The following is a 15,240-nucleotide window of genomic DNA, read 5'->3' as shown; positions in this document are numbered from 1 at the left end:
CTTTTTTTTTTTTTTTTTTTTGTTTTTTTATTTGTTGGGGGTGGGGGGGTTGTGGGGGGCGGCGCGGGGCCCCCCCCCCCCCCCCCCCACCGCGGCCTCTCCGACGGAGGCGCGGGTGCCGGTGACCCCCATCAGCGAGGCGGCGTACACGAATCCCGGGCCGGCCGCGGTGATCTCCTTCAGCCGCTCGTCCTTGCTGCTCGGCGCGACGACGAAGACAGTGGCCAGGCCTTGCTTCTCGGCGTGCTCGCGCCAGGTCGCGGATTCCTGGACGGGCAGGTCGGACAGGATGCAGCCCGCGCCGCCGGCCTCGGCGAGCTCGGTGGTGAAGCGTTCGATGCCGTAGCGGTCGATCGGGTTCCAGTACGTCATCACCAGGATGGGCTTGCCCGTGGCGGCGTGTGCCTCGCGGACGGTGCGCATCACGTCGGCGATCTTGAGGCCGCCGCGCAGGGCGATGTCGTCGGCGGTCTGGACGACCGGCCCGTCGAGTACCGGGTCGCTGTGCGGCAGGCCGACCTCGACGACGTCCGCGCCGGATTCGAGGACCGCCTTGACCGCCTCGATGCCACCGTCGACGGTCGGGAAGCCGGCCGGGAAGTAGACGATGAGCGCGGCGCGGCCCTCGGACCTGGCCTGGGCGAGGGTGTCGCTCAACAGCTGGATGTTGCCACTCACTTCGACTCCCCTTCGGCGGCGTCGTGCAGCCCGAAGTAACGAGCGGCCGTGTCCATGTCCTTGTCGCCGCGCCCGGACAGGTTGACGATGATCAGCCCGTCCTTACCGAGCTCCTTGCCGACTTCGAGGGCTCCGGCGAGCGCACTCGGGCGCCCGGTGTAGTTGACGAGCAGATCCTCGAACTCCGCGACGAACGCGGGGTCGGCCTTGGCCTTCTCGTACTCGACGGCGACTTCGTCCACGGTGGCGACCAGGACCTCCGGGATGAACTTGCCGCCGAACGCACCGAAATACCCTTCGGCGCTGGGGACTTGCCCCTCCGGGGCCGGGATAAAGAATTCACTGGACATGCGACATGCTCCTACGCCGGGGCATACGCCCCGGATGTCTGGCTTGTGGTGGTCGCGGAACACATATCCGCGCGGCGGGGTGGACGGGCCTTTTCCCCACCCCGCCCCTTCCTGAAAGGCGTGAGCCCACAAGCAGCCCGGCCGGCGTCTGAGGCCACTGCCGAAGGGCGTGCCTGGAGATCTGGGGCAGCGTCCCCGGTTTCGGGAAGGGCAGGGTGGGGGAGAAGAAATCCCCTCAGACACCCCGCGCAATACGCGGCGCGCAAGGCCATCGCATCCCGTTGACCTGACCAGGATCGGAGCCAATCACGTACCGCACTTGAGGCGTGCACTGATCGCGTTGGGTATCGGCTTGAGCGTGTTGGGTTCCACCGTCGTCGCCGGACCGGCACAGGCCGCGAGTGTGCTGGTGGTCCCGTTGGCTCCCACGGTGCCGACGGCTCAGCAGGTCGCGAGGTTCTGGCTCGCCGACGAGGCTGCCAACCTGAAGATCGATGTTCGCGATGAAGGTCACGGGCCTCCCCGCGGACCGGCCCATCGGGGTGGACTCCCCGTTCACCGGTGAAGGCTCTCTCGGCTCCTCGTGGCTGACCCAGTACACGAACGACAGCCGCACCGGCTATCTCAACGGCATCACGATCAGCGTTTCCGACACCGATGGCGACAACCGGTACGACACCGGCGTCTCGCCGTACTTCGACGGTGAGTTGTACACGGTCTACCAGAAGACCGTCGGCCTCTGGACCGGCTCCATCCGCTCCATCGCCTAGACGGCTCCCGTTCCCGCCGCGTCCGCCCAGAGGGCGGGCGCGGTGTCATGGTCTATCCGCGGTGTTCCGGCTCATTGTGAATTCAGAGCGGCCCTCAGCACTCCGGGAGCCTGGAGCAGGGACGGTCCGTACCAGGTCAGGTGCCGGCCACTGACCAGCGCGGCCGGTATTGAGGGGAAGAAGCCGGGACCGTCGCGTTCGGTGAAACGGTAGGGCTCGTCGGGCAGGACGACGAGGTCGGCGCCCGCCGCCAGCAGTTCGGCCAGAGCGATCTTCGGGTAGCGCTCGGGATGGTCGACGTAGAGGTTGTGAATGCCCAGCTTGAGCAGCACATCGCCCGCGAAGGTGTCGCGGCCGAGGACCATCCAGGGTTTACGCCAGATGGGGATCACCGCCCTCCGCGCCTCGCCGACCGGCGGAGCCGACCACGCTCGCTCCGCGGCGGTGAGCCAATCCGGCTCGGGCAGGGCACAGGCGATCGTGAGCATCCGCCGCAGGGAGGCGAAGGCCTCTTCCAGGGTGCGGATCCTGGTCACCCAGACCGCCACCCCGGCCGAGCGCAGCGCCTCCAGGTCTGCGGCGCGGTTCTCCTCCTCGTTGGCCAGTACGAGGTCCGGCCGCAGCCCGGCGATCGCGGCCAGGTCGGGGTTCTTGGTACCTCCGATCCGCCGCACCGCCAGGCCTGCCGGGTGGGTGCACCAATCCGTCGCGCCGACCAGTAGTTCGGGGGCGGTCTCGGCGAGTGACTCGGTGAGCGAGGGCACGAGCGACACCACGCGGCATACGTCGCCGCGCGGCGCGAGAGGAACGCCGAGATCGTCGAACATCACCGATGTCCTCCGTTTACGAAAGCGGAACCGACCCGACTTTCAGCGAGCGCCTGAAAGAAGTCACTTTACCGCGACATATTTCGACAGTCCCACCGCCCGTGACGGCCGCTGCCCCCGCCCAGGGTGACGAACGGGAGCGGTGGCATAGTCCCGCTCTTCACGGAAGCCGGGTACCTCAGTGGTGCAGTTGCCGACCGTGAACGGTCAGCCGCGCACTCAACTAGGGCCGGAGTGGGCGACGGCGGTGACCCGCGTGTCGGGTTCGGGCACCCGCACGGCCTTGACCAGCAGCCATGCGATGAACGAAAGTTCCGCGACCGCCGCAGGAGTCAGGGCGAACAGTGAGATGTCTGCACCGAAGCCGGGGGCGAGGAAGCGCGCGAACACGTCCACGAGGTGGCCGAAGCATCCGATCACCAGCAGCACGCCCAGCACCTTGGGGAAGTAGCCCGACTTGACGACCAGGTAACCCAGCGGCAGCAGCCACAGGCCGAAGTACGTCTGGGCGATGAGGTACCCGTCGCGTTGCAGGCCGGCGAACAGCAGAGTCAGCTGGTCGGAACCTGTCGGGCCGAAGGCGCCGGTGTAGACCTGGCCGGTGGCGATCGTCAGCGCCGCATGTTGGTTGAGCAGGCTCATGCTCTGGATCGCGACGCTGACCGCGACGAAGGTGACCATCGCGGCGGCAGCCATCTGGTTGACATGCTTGAGCAGCAGATACAGGGCCATGCCCGTCAACAGGAAGGCCGTGGCTCCCACCAGTTCGCTGGCGAAGCCGATGCGAAACAGGGTGGCCGAGGTGTCGATGTTGTCGGCCGTGGCCGCTGCGTCCCCTGGCTCGGCGATGCGCGTGTTCACCAGCCCGGCGAAGCTGGTGAGCCCGGCGACGATCAGGTAGAGGGATCCCGCGATCCTCGCGAGCGTCTTCGGCGCGGTCACGGTGTGGTCCTTTCTCGGGGTACGGGCCCGGTCGGCCGAATCCGGCTGTGGCGGGAACGCGCGTCGGATCCGGGGATTCGTACGGCTCCGGCGAACAGCCAGTTCGTGAACATCGGTTCCGCGAGTCCAACGCCCTGTGCGGACCGGCCTGGGGCGAAGATTCCTGGACGTACCTCGCCCGGGCTTCCCGGCGAGACCCCTGCGTGACGCGCGAGCCGGACGCTCACGCCGGATTGCCGACGTGGGCGAGGGCCGATGGGGTCAGCCGGCCGACGATGGCCGGGGCCTCGTGGACGAGGGCGTCGTTCTCCACCGCCTCGACCATGAAACGGGCGTAGTCCACTCGGCGGGTCAGGTTGCTCGCGAGGACGGGATCACCCACGTGCCGGCTCCACACCGGCAGGCCCTGACTGTCGCCCTCCTCCAGGTCGCTGCCACGCACGACCGTCCAGCGGGTGTCACTGGCAAAGATCCTCCGGCACGCCTCCACCTGGTCGTCCACGTCCACGACACGGGCAAGCTTCGCCAGTCGTCCGAACACGGCCGCGTACAGCTTGAACTTCCGGGGGTACACGTCCTTCCCGTCGCGGGTGATGTGCCAGCCGCAGGAGAACACCAAACGGGCGCCCGGACGTGCGTGGTCGAGCACAGCCTGGGCCGTACCGGAGGCGTAGTGGTTCCTCCCCCAGGGCACCAGCACCGTGAGCACGGCGTCGCATCCGTTCACCGCCCGGGCGATGACCGCAGGAGCGTCGGTCGCTCCGGGGATCACCGTGACCCGTCCCTCGAACTCGGCGAGCTTGGTCACGCTCTGCTCTCGGCAGACGCCCACGACCTCGTACCCCCGGTCCAATGCGTGCTGCACCATGTAGTGCCCGAGCTTCCCGGACGCGCCGACGATGCACACTCTCTTGCCCGTGCCCGGCTTCCTGGTTCCGTCTAGACCGATCGGTTCCACGACCCTCTCCTCTGCTCGCCGTCACTTCTACACTTACGCTGTAAGGGTAGAGCCTTGCGGTGTAAGGTTGTCAAGCCGTCCAAGCAGACCAGGCAGGAGTACCTTGTGGACACCGAGACAGCCGGCACGCCTGCGCCCCGCCGCAACCTCAGCAAGGAGATGGTGCTTCGCACTGCGGTCGCGCTGGCGGACGAGGCCGGCGCCGGTGTGCCGAGCATGCGCAGGCTCGCCGAGCGGCTCGGCGTCGAGGCCATGTCGCTGTATCACCACTTCCGCAACAAAGACTTGATCCTCGACGGCATGGTCGACCTCGTCTTCGGCGAGATCGAGCTCCCGCCGGACGACGTCGACTGGCGGGCCGCGATGCGACGGCGGGCAGTCTCGATGCGCGGCGCACTGATCCGCCACCCGTGGGCGATCCGACTGATGGACTCACGGACGAACCCCGGCCACGCGACGCTGCGCCATCACAACGCGGCAATCGGCTGCCTGCGAGCGGGCGGCTTCTCGATCGCCGGCGCGGCACACGCGTTCTCGGTGCTGGACAGCTACATCTACGGGTTCACGCTCCAGGAGCTCAGCCTGCCCTTCACGTCATCCGTTGGCCTCGAGGACGTGGCGGGCTCGATCCTGAAGCGGCTGCCCCGCGACGAGTTCCCGCACCTCGCCGAGATGATCGCCGACCGCGCCCTGAAAGCTGGTTACGCGTACACCGAGGAGTTCGACGTCGGACTCGACCTGATCCTCGACGGACTGCAGCGACAGCGCGAAAGCTGGCGGTAACCCGTCAGTGGATCAGGGGGTGAGCGGCATCGAGGACCTCGAGAACTCCGAGCCCGGCGACCGGCGCATCGACGGCCGGCCGCTGACCGCCCGCGAGTGGCGTGCGATCCTCAAACCCGGCATTTACTGCGGCGGTGGTCACTTTCCGGGATGAGCAGCGTGCGCAATCTCCTCCCCTTGATCGGGGCGTTCACTAAAACGAACGCTAGGTTCACTATCTCGATAGTTCGGTATAGTGAACGTATGGTTCATTCAATCGAGACCCTTCGGGTAGGCGCACAGGTCAGCGCCTATCTCGATGACACCTACCTGGAGCAGGTCGATACGCGGGTGATCGCGGTCGGCGAGAGGGACGGGACGCCATGGGCGGCCGTCGAGCACTGCCTGTTCCACCCGCAGGGCGGGGGCCAGCCCGCCGACCGAGGGTGGCTGGAGGACACGGAGATCATCCCGGTCCGGGACCGCGAGTCGGGACTGGTCGTGGCGATGGCGCCCGAGGGCGGCAGCCTTCTGCCCCTCGCCGAGGGGCAGAAGGTGCGAGCCCGGATCGACCTTCGGACCCGGACAGCTCACGCTGCGCTGCACACGGCCGGACACCTCGTCGAAGCGGTCGGGCGGATGCAGGGGTGGGAGATGGTCGGCAGCAACCATTTCCCCGGTCAGGCACGCATCGAGTTCCAGGCGCCCCAGACGGACACGCGGCTGACCGACCCGGAAGGGCGGGAGGAGGTGACCGCCGCGCTGCGCGCCGCGGCGGCGGCGGCGGTCGCTGACGATCTGCCGGTCTTCGCACGGTGCCTCGCCGACGGGCGGCGCGTGGTGCACCTGGACGCGCTGCACGCCGCGCCGTGCGGGGGCACGCACGTGCGCAGCCTCGGCAACCTGGCAGAAGTGGTGCTGCCGACGCTGAAGGCCAAGAAGGGCCGCATCCGCGTGTCCTACACCGCAACGCACCGGAGCCACTGATGACGCCCTTGCCGTCCGGCCGCCAGCCGGTGAGCAGTACCGCAGCCGCGGTTGGAGCGAAGATCCGCTTGCGCCGCCAGCAGCGCGGCATGAGCGCCGCGGAGATGGCCCGGCGCGCCGGGCTGAGCAAGGCCACGCTGTCGCAGCTGGAGGCCGGTAACGGCAATCCGACGATCGACACCCTGGATGCGATCGCGATCGCCCTGCGCATCCCGATCGCCGACCTGCTGGCGCGTGACGCCGACACCGGACCGGTCTTCCGGCCCGGCACGGACATCGAGCCCGGCGAGGTCTCCCGGGAACTGCTGCGCCGCATCAGCAGCGGCAACAGCCTGGAGATCTGGCGGCTGCGCATTCCGCCCGAGACCGAGCTGCCCGGCGTCCCGCACGCCACCGGCACGATCGAGCACCTGCTCATCGCCACCGGGCACGTCACCGCCGGCCCCGTCGACGCCCCGCAGGATCTGGGCCCCGGCGACATGCTCGCCTTCGCCGGGGACGCCCCGCACTTCTACCGCACCGGCGCCGAGGAGGTGGACATCACCGTCGTCTTCGCCTCCCCCATCAGCAGCTGAGACCAAGGAAGACCAGTCATGAGCACCACCGTCGCCATCACCCCCTCCAGCCGTGCCTTCATCAGCGACAACATGGCCGGGGCATCCCCGCAGATAGCCCAGGCCGTCGCCGACGCGGCCGCCGGGCAGGTCCTGCCGTACGGCAAAGACCCCTTCACCGACAGCGCCCGCCGCAGGCTCAGTGAGATCTTCGAGCGGGACGTCGATGTCTTCCCGGTCTCCACCGGGTCCGCCGCCAACGGCCTGAGCCTGGCCGCCCTCACCCCGCCGTGGGGCAGCGTGCTCTCTCAGCCCGACAGCCACATCAACCACGACGAATGCGGCGCTCCGGAGTTCTTCACCAACGGCGCCAAGCTCGTCGGTGTCCCCGGCTCCGACAGCAAGATCGACCCCGAAGCGCTGCAGGCGGCGGTGCGCCGCCGGGCCGATGACGTGCACAGCGTGCAGCCGTCCGCGGTGAGCATCAGCCAGGCCACCGAGAGCGGCAGCGTCTACACCCTGGAGGAGATCCGCCGCCTGTCCGCCATCGCCAAGGACGCAGGACTGCGCGTCCACATGGACGGCGCGCGCTTTGCCAACGCCCTGGACCATCTCGGCGCCACCCCGGCCGAGATGACCTGGAAGGCCGGCATCGATGTCCTGTCCTTCGGCGCCACCAAGAACGGCGCGATGACCGCCGACGCCATCGTCTCCTTCGACCCCGCGCTCGCCACCGAGCTCGCCTTCCGCGCCAAGCGCGCCGGCCAGCTCGCCTCCAAGATGCGCTTTCACGCGGCCCAGATCGACGCGTACCTCACCGACGGCCTGTGGCTGCGCAACGCCCGCCAGGCCAACGCGATGGCCACCCGGCTCGGCGACGGCCTCAAGGCCATCCCCGGCACCGGCCTTCTGGCCACGCCGCAGGCCAACATCCTCTTCTGCCGCCTGCCCCGGCAGGTCACCGAAGGACTCCTCGCCGAGGGCTACGCCTTCTACCACGACCGCTGGGAACCGGGGATCGTCCGGTTCGTCACCGCCTTCTCCCACAGTGCCGATGACATCGACCAGCTCCTCGACGCGGTCCGCCGCCACACCCGCACGCCTGGGACATGCGGGTGAGCCCGGGGCCGATGGATGCCGCTCGCCAGGGCTGTGGTTTCTCACAGCGCCAGGTGGTCGAGCCGGTTCTCCGGGGGACGTCGGCGTGCTGGACTTCGCCCGGCCCGTCATGGACCGTGGAGAGCCGCGCCGCCACCGAGGGGGACCGGGTTGGAGCGCGTGGACGCGGCGCCGGCCGGTGCGCTCAAGGGACTGCAGGTGCTTGGTCGTCTGCGGCGGGCGCGCCTCGGCGAGCCGGGCGAGGACACCGACCGGGCGGGGCCGCTCGGCCGGCTCACCGGCTTCGTAGGCCGCGACGACGATGTCCGCCGCGCGCCGAACTGTACACTTGACCGGCTTCCAATACATAGGTATAGCATGCCGGACATGCGACCAATATCTGAAGGGGATCTGACGGCGCGCGCCCGCATCCGCGATGTCGCGATGGCCTTGTTCGCCGAGCAGGGAGTCAAGGCCACCACGATCCGCGGGATCGCCGAAGCGGCCGGCGTCTCGCCCGGTCTGGTGCAGCACCATTTCGGCACCAAGGAGGAGCTGAGACAGGCTTGCGACGCCTATGTCCTCAGTTATGTTCGCGAGCAGGTCGGCGTGGGCGTCACCGGAGGCAACCTGGAAAGGCCGGAATTCATCGAGACCGTCCATCGGACCGCGCCGCCGCTGATGAAATACCTCGGCCGGGCGCTCGTGGACGGCTCGCCCGGAGCCGCCGCCATGTTCGACGAGCTCGTGAGCGTGACAGAGGACAATCTGGCCCGCGGCGACCACTCCGAGGCCGACCACCGCGCCCGCGCGACCGTGCTGACGGCGATGAAGCTGGGCATCACCGTGCTGCACGAGCATGTCTCCCGTGCGCTCGGCACGGACCTTTACGCCCCGCAGGGCGCGCTGCGCGTCGGCAAGGCCCAGCTCGACCTGATCAGACCGGAATTCCTCGGCCGCGAACTGTTCGAGCAGGCGCGGACGGGCCTGGAGAAGTTCGAGGGACAACAGTGAACGCCGCAGTGCGCACGGACGGCCTGATCAAGACCTTCGGCCAGACCAGGGCCCTGGCCGGGCTCGACCTCACCGTCAAGACGGGCGAGGTGCACGGCTTCCTCGGCCCCAACGGCGCGGGTAAAACCACCACGATCCGTATCCTGCTTGGCCAGATGCGCGCCGACGGCGGCCGGGTCGAGTTACTCGGCGGCGATCCCTGGCAGGACGCCACAGAACTGCACCGAAGACTTGCCTACGTGCCCGGCGACGTCACGCTGTGGCCGTCGCTGACCGGCGGCGAGGTCATCGACCTGCTGGGCAGGGTACGCGGGGGCCTCGACCCCGGGCGACGCGCCGAGCTGCTGGAGCGCTTCGAGCTCGACCCGCGCAAGAAGTGCCGCACCTACTCCAAAGGCAACCGGCAGAAGGTGGCGCTGGTGGCCGCTTTCGCCTCCGACGTGGAGTTGCTGGTGCTCGACGAGCCGACCTCAGGCCTGGACCCGCTGATGGAGACGCTCTTCAACGAGTGCGTCCTGCAAGAGAAGCGCAGCGGCCGCACCGTGCTGCTGTCCAGCCACATCTTGTCGGAGGTGGAGGCGTTGTGCGACCGCGTGAGCATCATCCGCGCCGGCCGTACCGTCGAATCCGGCAGCCTGGCCGACCTGCGTCATCTCACCCGTACCTCGGTGAGAGCCGAGCTGATCGGGCCCGCGCCCGGCCTGGCCACGCTGTCCGGCGTGCACGACCTCGCCGTGGACGGCACCCGGTTGCGCTGCCAGGTGGACGGCGACGCGCTCACGCCGGTGCTCGCCGAACTGGCCCGGGCCGGCGTGCGCACGCTCACCACCCACCCGCCGACGCTGGAGGAGCTGTTCCTGCGCCACTACGAGGGAGCCACGAGATGACCGGCACCTGGACACTGATCCGGCTCATCGTGCGCAGGGATCGCGTGCCGCTCCTGGTGTGGATCGCGATCAGCGCGGTGCTGCCGGCCGGCATCGCCTCCTCCACCACGGCCCTGTACACCGACCAGGCCGCCCGCGACTCCTTCGCGGCGGCCTCAATGAGCAATCCCGCGCAGTTGGCCACCCGCGGCCCCATCTACGACGCGAGCGTCGGTGGCCTGACCGCCTGGACGCTCGGCTCGTCCCTCGCGCTGATCGGCGGGCTGATCAGCATCCTGGTGATGATCAGGCACACCAGGGGCGAGGAGGAGACCGGCCGGCGGGAGCTGCTTTCCTCGGGCGTCGTCGGCCGCCACGCCCCGCTGGCCGCCGCACTCGCGGTCGTGCTCACCGCCAACCTGCTGCTGGGCCTGCTGGCGGTACCCGCCCTGGTCGGCAACGGCCTGCCCGCGGGCTCCTCCCTGCTGTTCGGGCTCTCCATCACCGCGGGCGGCTGGGCGTTCACGGCCGTGGCCGCCGTCACCGCGCAGCTCACCGCCGCATCCGGTACAGCACGCGGCATCGCGATCGCCACCGGCGGCCTGCTGTTCGCGCTGCGTTCGCTGGCCGACGCCGGCGGCATCCCATGGCTGGCGTGGCTGTCGCCGTTCGGCTGGGTCCGGCTGACCAAGCCCTACGCCGGCGATCAGTGGTGGGTGCTGGGGCTGATCGCGGTGTTCGTCGCCGCTCTGGCCGCGGCCGCGTTCGCGTTGTCCACGCGGCGTGACGTGGCCGGCGGCCTGGTTCCCGCTCGCCCCGGACCCGCTGCCGGGGCGCTGTCGGGCTCGTTCGGCCTGGCCGCTCGCCTGCACCGGGGCACGCTCGCGGGCTTCGCGATCGGTTTCGGCCTGATGGGCGCGCTGCTCGGCGTGGCGGCGCGCGGGCTGGACACCCAGTTGGACACGCCGCAGTTCCGGGAGCTGGCCGCGACCGTCGGCGGCGCCGACGCCCGCATCTCGGATGTGTTCTTCACCTTCGTGATGTACGTGCTCAGCCAGCTCGTCGCCGCAGCGGCGCTGGTGTCGGCGCTACGGGCCCGTGGGGAGGAGGCGGCGGGCCGGGCGGAGCTGTTGCTGTCCACCCCGGTCGACCGGCTGCGTTGGGGGTTGAGCCACCTGACGTTCGCCATCGCGGGCCCCGCGCTGCTGCTGGCCGCGCTGGGTGCGGCGGCGGGTCTCAGCTACGACGGCGACATGGCCCGCGTCACCGCGGCCACGCTGGCCTACCTCCCCGCTGTCTGGACCGTGGTCGGGATCACGACGCTGCTGTTCGGCGTGCTGCCCCGGCTGGCGACCGCCGTGAGCTGGACCGTGCTCGGCCTCTTCCTGCTTGTGGACCTGCTGGCGGAGTTCAAGCTGGTCGGCGGATTCGTCCTGGAGCTGTCGCCGTTCGTGCATGTACCGGCGATGCTGCTGGGCGGCGCCTCGTCACCGGTGGTGCCGCTGCTTGGACTGACCGTGGTGGCGGGAGCCTTGACGGCGGCGGGGCTGGCGTTCCTGCGCCGCCGCGACCTGGCGCCTTCCACCTGAAGCCGTTCCTGGCGCACCGGGCAGGCCGAACGTATGACCAAAGATGCCGGAACTCCTGGCCGGCGCAGCGGAGTCCGAGATCGGCACCTTCACGAAAAGGGCTTCCGCCGCGACGATCAGAGGTTGAGACGAACTCATCCGGAGAAGGAGGCGTGATGTCGCATCTCTGGCGCGGCTGGTGTTTACTCCGCCCTGGCGTCCTGCTGTACGGCGGAACCATCGGTACGACCCAGCTGCACGCACACCATGCGGTCCACCTGATCGTCTCCGCAGAGCCCTTCACCGTGGCCGACGTTCATGGCCGGCGGCTGACCACCCGGACCGCGGTCATTCCCCCCGACACCGGCCACGCCATACTCACGGGAGCTCGCGGGGCCCTGCTGGCTCAACTCGAACCCGGCAGTTCGCCAGGCCGTTCCCTTCTCACCCATTCGGGTGCGGGGGTCAACGCCTCGACCTGGGGTCCGCCCTTCCCTCACCTCACGCAGGCCGGCCCGAGCCCGAGGCACCGCCAGGTGGCGGCGCCGCTCACGTTCACGAAACCCTCGAACGGCCACGAACACTCCGTCGAGGCCGCGGCCGCCCTGAAGATCGTCGAGGACTGGACGGGCCAACGTAGTGCCGAAGAAATCCCGATTCACCCGGCGGTGGAGATGGCGATAGCCGTGATCCCCACTCTCCTGATCGAGGGGCCGGTGCGCCTTGGCGTGGTTGCGGCCGCGGTGCACCTGTCTCCAAGCCGGTTGGCGCATCTGTTCAGCGCACAGGTGGGGATTCCACTGCGACCCTATGTGCGCTGGCAGCGCATTCAGCATGCGATCAGGCTGGTAGCCGCAGGAGAGACGTTGACGATGGCCGCCCACAGCGCCGGATTCACCGACGGGTCACATTTCACCCGGGTCTTCAGGCACAACTTCGGGACCGCCCCCTCCACGCTGGCCGCCGCCATCGACTGGCTGCCCTGAATCGACACGTTCGTACAAGCCCTGACCGCATCGGCGCCGCATCCTTGGGACGTACGAACGTCTCCCGAGACGCAGCCAGGGCAGGTATTCGAACCCCCGAGGAAAAGGTCGCGATGCTCAATCTGTCGATCATTCTGGAAGACAGCGCCCGCAATGCTCCAGACCGCACCGCCCTGGTCTTCGGCGACCTGCGTCTGCCGTACTCCATGGTGAACTCCATCGCGAACCAGGTGGCCAACCTCCTGACGGCCAGGGGGATCGGCAAGGGCGACAAGGTCGCACTGCTCTGCCCGAACCTGCCCTACTTCCCCTTCGTCTACTTCGGCATCCTCAAGGCCGGGGCGACCGTGGTCCCGCTCAACGTGCTGCTGCAGCCGCGCGAGATCGCCTACCACCTGACCGACAGCGACGCCAAGGCGCTCTTCTGCTTCGAGGGCTCCGAGCTGCCCATGGGCGTGCGCGGGCGGGAGGCCTTCGACGCCGCCGAGGGCTGCGAGCTCTTCTTCGTCCTGCCCGCCACACCGCTGGCCACCGAGTCGGAGCACGGCGAATCGTTCTGGGCGGCGCTGGGCGGCATGTCCGGGGAGTTCGAGACGGTGCAGACCGAGCCGGACGACACCGCGGCCATCCTCTACACCTCCGGTACCACCGGTCAGCCCAAGGGCGCCGTGCTGACCCACATGAACATGCTGACCAACACCATCGTCAGCGACGAGATGTTCCCCACCGACCCCGAGGGCGACGTCTCATTCGCCGTGCTGCCGCTCTTCCACTCCTTCGGCCAGACCGCAGTCATGAATGTGAGCGTGCGCCGTCGCGCTACCCTCGTGCTCCAGCCGCGCTTCGAGCCCGGCGAGGCGCTGGAGCTCATGCGCAGGGAGAAGGTGACGATGTTCGCCGGGGTGCCGACGATGTTCTGGGCGCTGCTGTCGAAGATCCACGCCGATGGGGCCGAGGCGCCCTCGACGCTGCGGGTGGCGGTGGCGGGTGGGGCCTCCTGCCCGATCGAGGTGCTCAAGGACTTCGAGGGCACCTTCGGCATCCCGATCCTGGAGGGCTACGGCCTGTCGGAGACCTCCCCGGTGGCCAGCTTCAACCAGCTCGGGCGGCCCACCAGGCCCGGCACCATCGGCTTCCCCATCTGGGGCGTGCAGATGCGGCTGGTGGACGACGGCTGGAACACCATCGAGGGCGAGGGCCCCGGCGAGATCGCCATCCGCGGGCACAACGTCATGAAGGGCTACTACGGGCGGCCCGAGGCCACCGAGGAGGTCATGCGGGGCGGCTGGTTCCGCACCGGTGACATCGCCACTCGCGACGAAGACGGCTACTACGCCATCATCGACCGCACGAAGGACATGATCATCCGGGGCGGCTTCAACGTCTACCCGCGCGAGCTGGAGGAGGTGCTGATGACGCACCCGGCGGTCTCGCTGGTGGCGGTGGTCGGTGTGCCCCACGACTCGCATGGCGAGGAGGTCAAGGCTTACGTCATCCCGGCGCCGGGCGCGACGGTGAGCGAGGACGAGCTCGTCGTCTGGTGCAAGGAGAACATGGCGGCCTACAAGTACCCGCGGATCATCGAGTTCCGCGAGAGCCTGCCGATGACGGCGACCGGCAAGATCCTCAAGCGCGAGCTGCGCTAGGTGTACTCAGCCATCAGGCCGGTGACACACCGTAGCTGGTAGTTGATCAATACGCAGACCTCCGGATGTGGGGGAGACGCCTGTCTTCACCACATCCGGAGGTCTGCATGTCCCACGCCGACGCCCGGCTGACCGATGGGCGATATCTCACATGCCGGGCCTGCGCGTGCTGGTCACTGATCCTGTGGGCCTTGGGGTGGCGCGGTGGGGAAGACACAGGTCAGGGCGTGGCGCAGGGTGGTGGCGAAGGATTCGGGGTTGCCGGGTTCGAGCCAGTGCCGCCCCGCCACGCGGATGGCGCCGGCGATCGCGGCGGCCGTGACGGCGGGGAACAGGTCGCGTCCGGGGTCGGTGCCGGTGCGCGCCGCGATCGCCTCGGCGAGCGGGCCCTCCGCCATGGTGAACGCCTTCAGCGCCTCGCCCTCCAGCTCGGGCGTCGACATGATCATGCGCAGGCCGGCCCTGTCGGGCTCGGGGTTGGTGTAGAGCTCGATCACGGCCGCGATGACGGCCTGGTCCAGCGGTTCGCCGGCGGGCCGGGAGCGCAGCGCCTGCCCCGCGCGCGTGGATTGGTCGGCCTGGAAGGCGCAGATCGCCTCCGCCCTGCTGGAGAAGTAGTTGTTGTAGGTGCGGGGGGAGACGCCCGCGGCCGTGGCGATGTCATGGACGCGCACCAGGGCCAGCCCGTGAGGGCCCTGCTCGATGGCCAGGCGCAGCGCGGCGTGGCTGATCGCCTCCCGGGTGGCCTGCCTGTTGCGCGACCGAAGGTCCGGCGCGTCGTCGTTCATGGGTCAACCCTATCCGATACTGCGTGCTGCGCACTAGGTGCGTGACACGCAAGTTTTGGATAGAGTGCGGCGGGACGCCTGGCACTCACACCTGGAGAGTGCCAACCACAAGGGCGTGTGCCGGGACGACGAGGTCCGCCGGGCAGGTCGTCCATCTGCCCGGCAGGCCGTCCGTCGCGGGCGCCGTCCCGGCAAGCCCCGATCAAGAGCAGGAGAGAGAATGGCTTCGAAGATGATCGCGTTCGACGAGGACGCCCGGCGCGCTCTCGAGCGCGGCATGAACCAGCTCGCCGACGCCGTCAAGGTGACCCTGGGGCCCAAGGGCCGCAATGTCGTGCTGGAGAAGAAGTGGGGCGCCCCCACCATCACCAACGATGGTGTCTCCATCGCCAAGGAGATCGAGCTCGAGGACCCGTGGGAGAAGATCGGGGCCGAGCTCGTCAAGG

Annotated in this window: 18 protein-coding genes and 1 pseudogene; 12 read left to right on the top strand and 7 right to left on the bottom strand. The window is 69.0% G+C overall.

Annotated elements, in window-relative coordinates; genetic code table 11:
* Positions 1 to 27: 27 nt before the first annotated feature.
* The 3 genes and pseudogenes from trpA to ABT130_RS47890 form a co-directional block, all read right to left on the bottom strand.
* Positions 28 to 678: a tryptophan synthase subunit alpha gene (gene trpA / locus ABT130_RS44215; RefSeq protein ID WP_350965980.1), complete on the bottom strand. Its 651-nt coding sequence runs from the start codon at positions 676 to 678 to the stop codon at positions 28 to 30.
* Positions 675 to 821 (bottom strand): annotated as a pseudogene (locus ABT130_RS47895) (tryptophan synthase subunit beta); the annotation flags it as partial. The gene trpA and the pseudogene ABT130_RS47895, both read right to left, overlap by 4 nt.
* A gap of 442 nt (positions 822 to 1,263) precedes the next feature.
* Positions 1,264 to 1,566, bottom strand: coding sequence for a hypothetical protein (locus tag ABT130_RS47890; RefSeq protein ID WP_502992249.1), 303 nt, complete (start codon positions 1,564 to 1,566; stop codon positions 1,264 to 1,266).
* On the opposite strand from ABT130_RS47890, the gene ABT130_RS44205 reads away from it, so the two are divergent.
* Positions 1,523 to 1,798 carry a hypothetical protein gene (locus ABT130_RS44205; RefSeq protein WP_350965976.1) on the top strand — a complete coding sequence of 92 codons (276 nt, stop codon included), beginning with the start codon at positions 1,523 to 1,525 and terminating at the stop codon, positions 1,796 to 1,798. The genes ABT130_RS47890 and ABT130_RS44205 overlap by 44 nt on opposite strands.
* Before the next feature lie 71 nt (positions 1,799 to 1,869).
* Here the strand turns inward: ABT130_RS44205 and ABT130_RS44200 are convergent, their stop codons facing one another.
* The 3 genes from ABT130_RS44200 to ABT130_RS44190 all read right to left on the bottom strand — a co-directional run bounded on the left by ABT130_RS44200 (position 1,870) and on the right by ABT130_RS44190 (position 4,525).
* Positions 1,870 to 2,625: a helical backbone metal receptor gene (locus ABT130_RS44200; RefSeq protein ID WP_350965974.1), complete on the bottom strand. Its 756-nt coding sequence runs from the start codon at positions 2,623 to 2,625 to the stop codon at positions 1,870 to 1,872.
* Positions 2,626 to 2,844: 219 nt separating this feature from the next.
* Positions 2,845 to 3,567: a DUF4386 domain-containing protein gene (locus tag ABT130_RS44195; protein ID WP_350965972.1), complete on the bottom strand. Its 723-nt coding sequence runs from the start codon at positions 3,565 to 3,567 to the stop codon at positions 2,845 to 2,847.
* A 223-nt stretch (positions 3,568 to 3,790) separates the two neighbouring features.
* On the bottom strand, positions 3,791 to 4,525 hold the full coding sequence (locus tag ABT130_RS44190) for an NAD(P)-dependent oxidoreductase (protein ID WP_350965970.1): 735 nt from the start codon (positions 4,523 to 4,525) through the stop codon (positions 3,791 to 3,793).
* Between the two features lie 105 nt (positions 4,526 to 4,630).
* On the opposite strand from ABT130_RS44190, the gene ABT130_RS44185 reads away from it, so the two are divergent.
* The 10 genes from ABT130_RS44185 to ABT130_RS44140 all read left to right on the top strand — a co-directional run bounded on the left by ABT130_RS44185 (position 4,631) and on the right by ABT130_RS44140 (position 14,006).
* Complete coding sequence (locus tag ABT130_RS44185; protein ID WP_350965968.1) at positions 4,631 to 5,308, top strand: TetR/AcrR family transcriptional regulator; 678 nt, start codon at positions 4,631 to 4,633, stop codon at positions 5,306 to 5,308.
* A gap of 19 nt (positions 5,309 to 5,327) precedes the next feature.
* Entirely contained in the window at positions 5,328 to 5,462 is a 135-nt protein-coding gene (locus ABT130_RS44180) for a hypothetical protein (protein ID WP_350965966.1), read from the top strand.
* Between the two features lie 89 nt (positions 5,463 to 5,551).
* A complete protein-coding gene (locus ABT130_RS44175) occupies positions 5,552 to 6,274 on the top strand; it encodes an alanyl-tRNA editing protein (RefSeq protein ID WP_350965964.1) in 723 nt (240 codons plus the stop codon).
* Complete coding sequence (locus ABT130_RS44170) at positions 6,274 to 6,849, top strand: helix-turn-helix domain-containing protein (RefSeq protein WP_350965962.1); 576 nt, start codon at positions 6,274 to 6,276, stop codon at positions 6,847 to 6,849. Before ABT130_RS44175 ends, ABT130_RS44170 begins: the two co-directional genes overlap by 1 nt.
* A gap of 18 nt (positions 6,850 to 6,867) precedes the next feature.
* The gene (locus ABT130_RS44165; protein ID WP_350965960.1) at positions 6,868 to 7,947 is read left to right on the top strand and encodes a threonine aldolase family protein; all 1,080 of its coding nucleotides are present in this window, start codon (positions 6,868 to 6,870) and stop codon (positions 7,945 to 7,947) included.
* Between the two features lie 159 nt (positions 7,948 to 8,106).
* Positions 8,107 to 8,940 carry a TetR/AcrR family transcriptional regulator gene (locus tag ABT130_RS44160; protein WP_350965982.1) on the top strand — a complete coding sequence of 278 codons (834 nt, stop codon included), beginning with the start codon at positions 8,107 to 8,109 and terminating at the stop codon, positions 8,938 to 8,940.
* Positions 8,937 to 9,827, top strand: a complete 891-nt coding sequence (locus ABT130_RS44155; RefSeq protein ID WP_350965958.1) for an ABC transporter ATP-binding protein — start codon at positions 8,937 to 8,939, stop codon at positions 9,825 to 9,827. The genes ABT130_RS44160 and ABT130_RS44155 overlap by 4 nt, the downstream gene beginning before the upstream one ends.
* Positions 9,824 to 11,395, top strand: coding sequence for an ABC transporter permease (locus ABT130_RS44150; protein ID WP_350965956.1), 1,572 nt, complete (start codon positions 9,824 to 9,826; stop codon positions 11,393 to 11,395). Before ABT130_RS44155 ends, ABT130_RS44150 begins: the two co-directional genes overlap by 4 nt.
* 515 nt (positions 11,396 to 11,910) lie before the next feature.
* Positions 11,911 to 12,360, top strand: a complete 450-nt coding sequence (locus tag ABT130_RS44145; RefSeq protein ID WP_350965954.1) for a helix-turn-helix transcriptional regulator — start codon at positions 11,911 to 11,913, stop codon at positions 12,358 to 12,360.
* Positions 12,361 to 12,473: 113 nt separating this feature from the next.
* The gene (locus ABT130_RS44140; protein ID WP_350965952.1) at positions 12,474 to 14,006 is read left to right on the top strand and encodes a long-chain-fatty-acid--CoA ligase; all 1,533 of its coding nucleotides are present in this window, start codon (positions 12,474 to 12,476) and stop codon (positions 14,004 to 14,006) included.
* Between the two features lie 173 nt (positions 14,007 to 14,179).
* On the opposite strand, the gene ABT130_RS44135 is transcribed toward ABT130_RS44140, so the two are convergent.
* Entirely contained in the window at positions 14,180 to 14,794 is a 615-nt protein-coding gene (locus tag ABT130_RS44135) for a TetR/AcrR family transcriptional regulator (RefSeq protein WP_350965950.1), read from the bottom strand.
* A gap of 220 nt (positions 14,795 to 15,014) precedes the next feature.
* Here ABT130_RS44135 and ABT130_RS44130 point away from each other — a divergent pair.
* The coding region (locus ABT130_RS44130; protein ID WP_350965948.1) for a TCP-1/cpn60 chaperonin family protein at positions 15,015 to 15,240 on the top strand (226 nt) is incomplete at its 3' end.

Origin of the sequence: Streptosporangium sp. NPDC001681, assembly GCF_040298085.1 — a bacterium.
Classification (GTDB): Bacteria; Actinomycetota; Actinomycetes; order Streptosporangiales; family Streptosporangiaceae; genus Streptosporangium.
The sequence above is the reverse complement of the archived record's forward strand: the minus strand, read 5'-3'. Positions and strand labels throughout refer to the sequence as shown.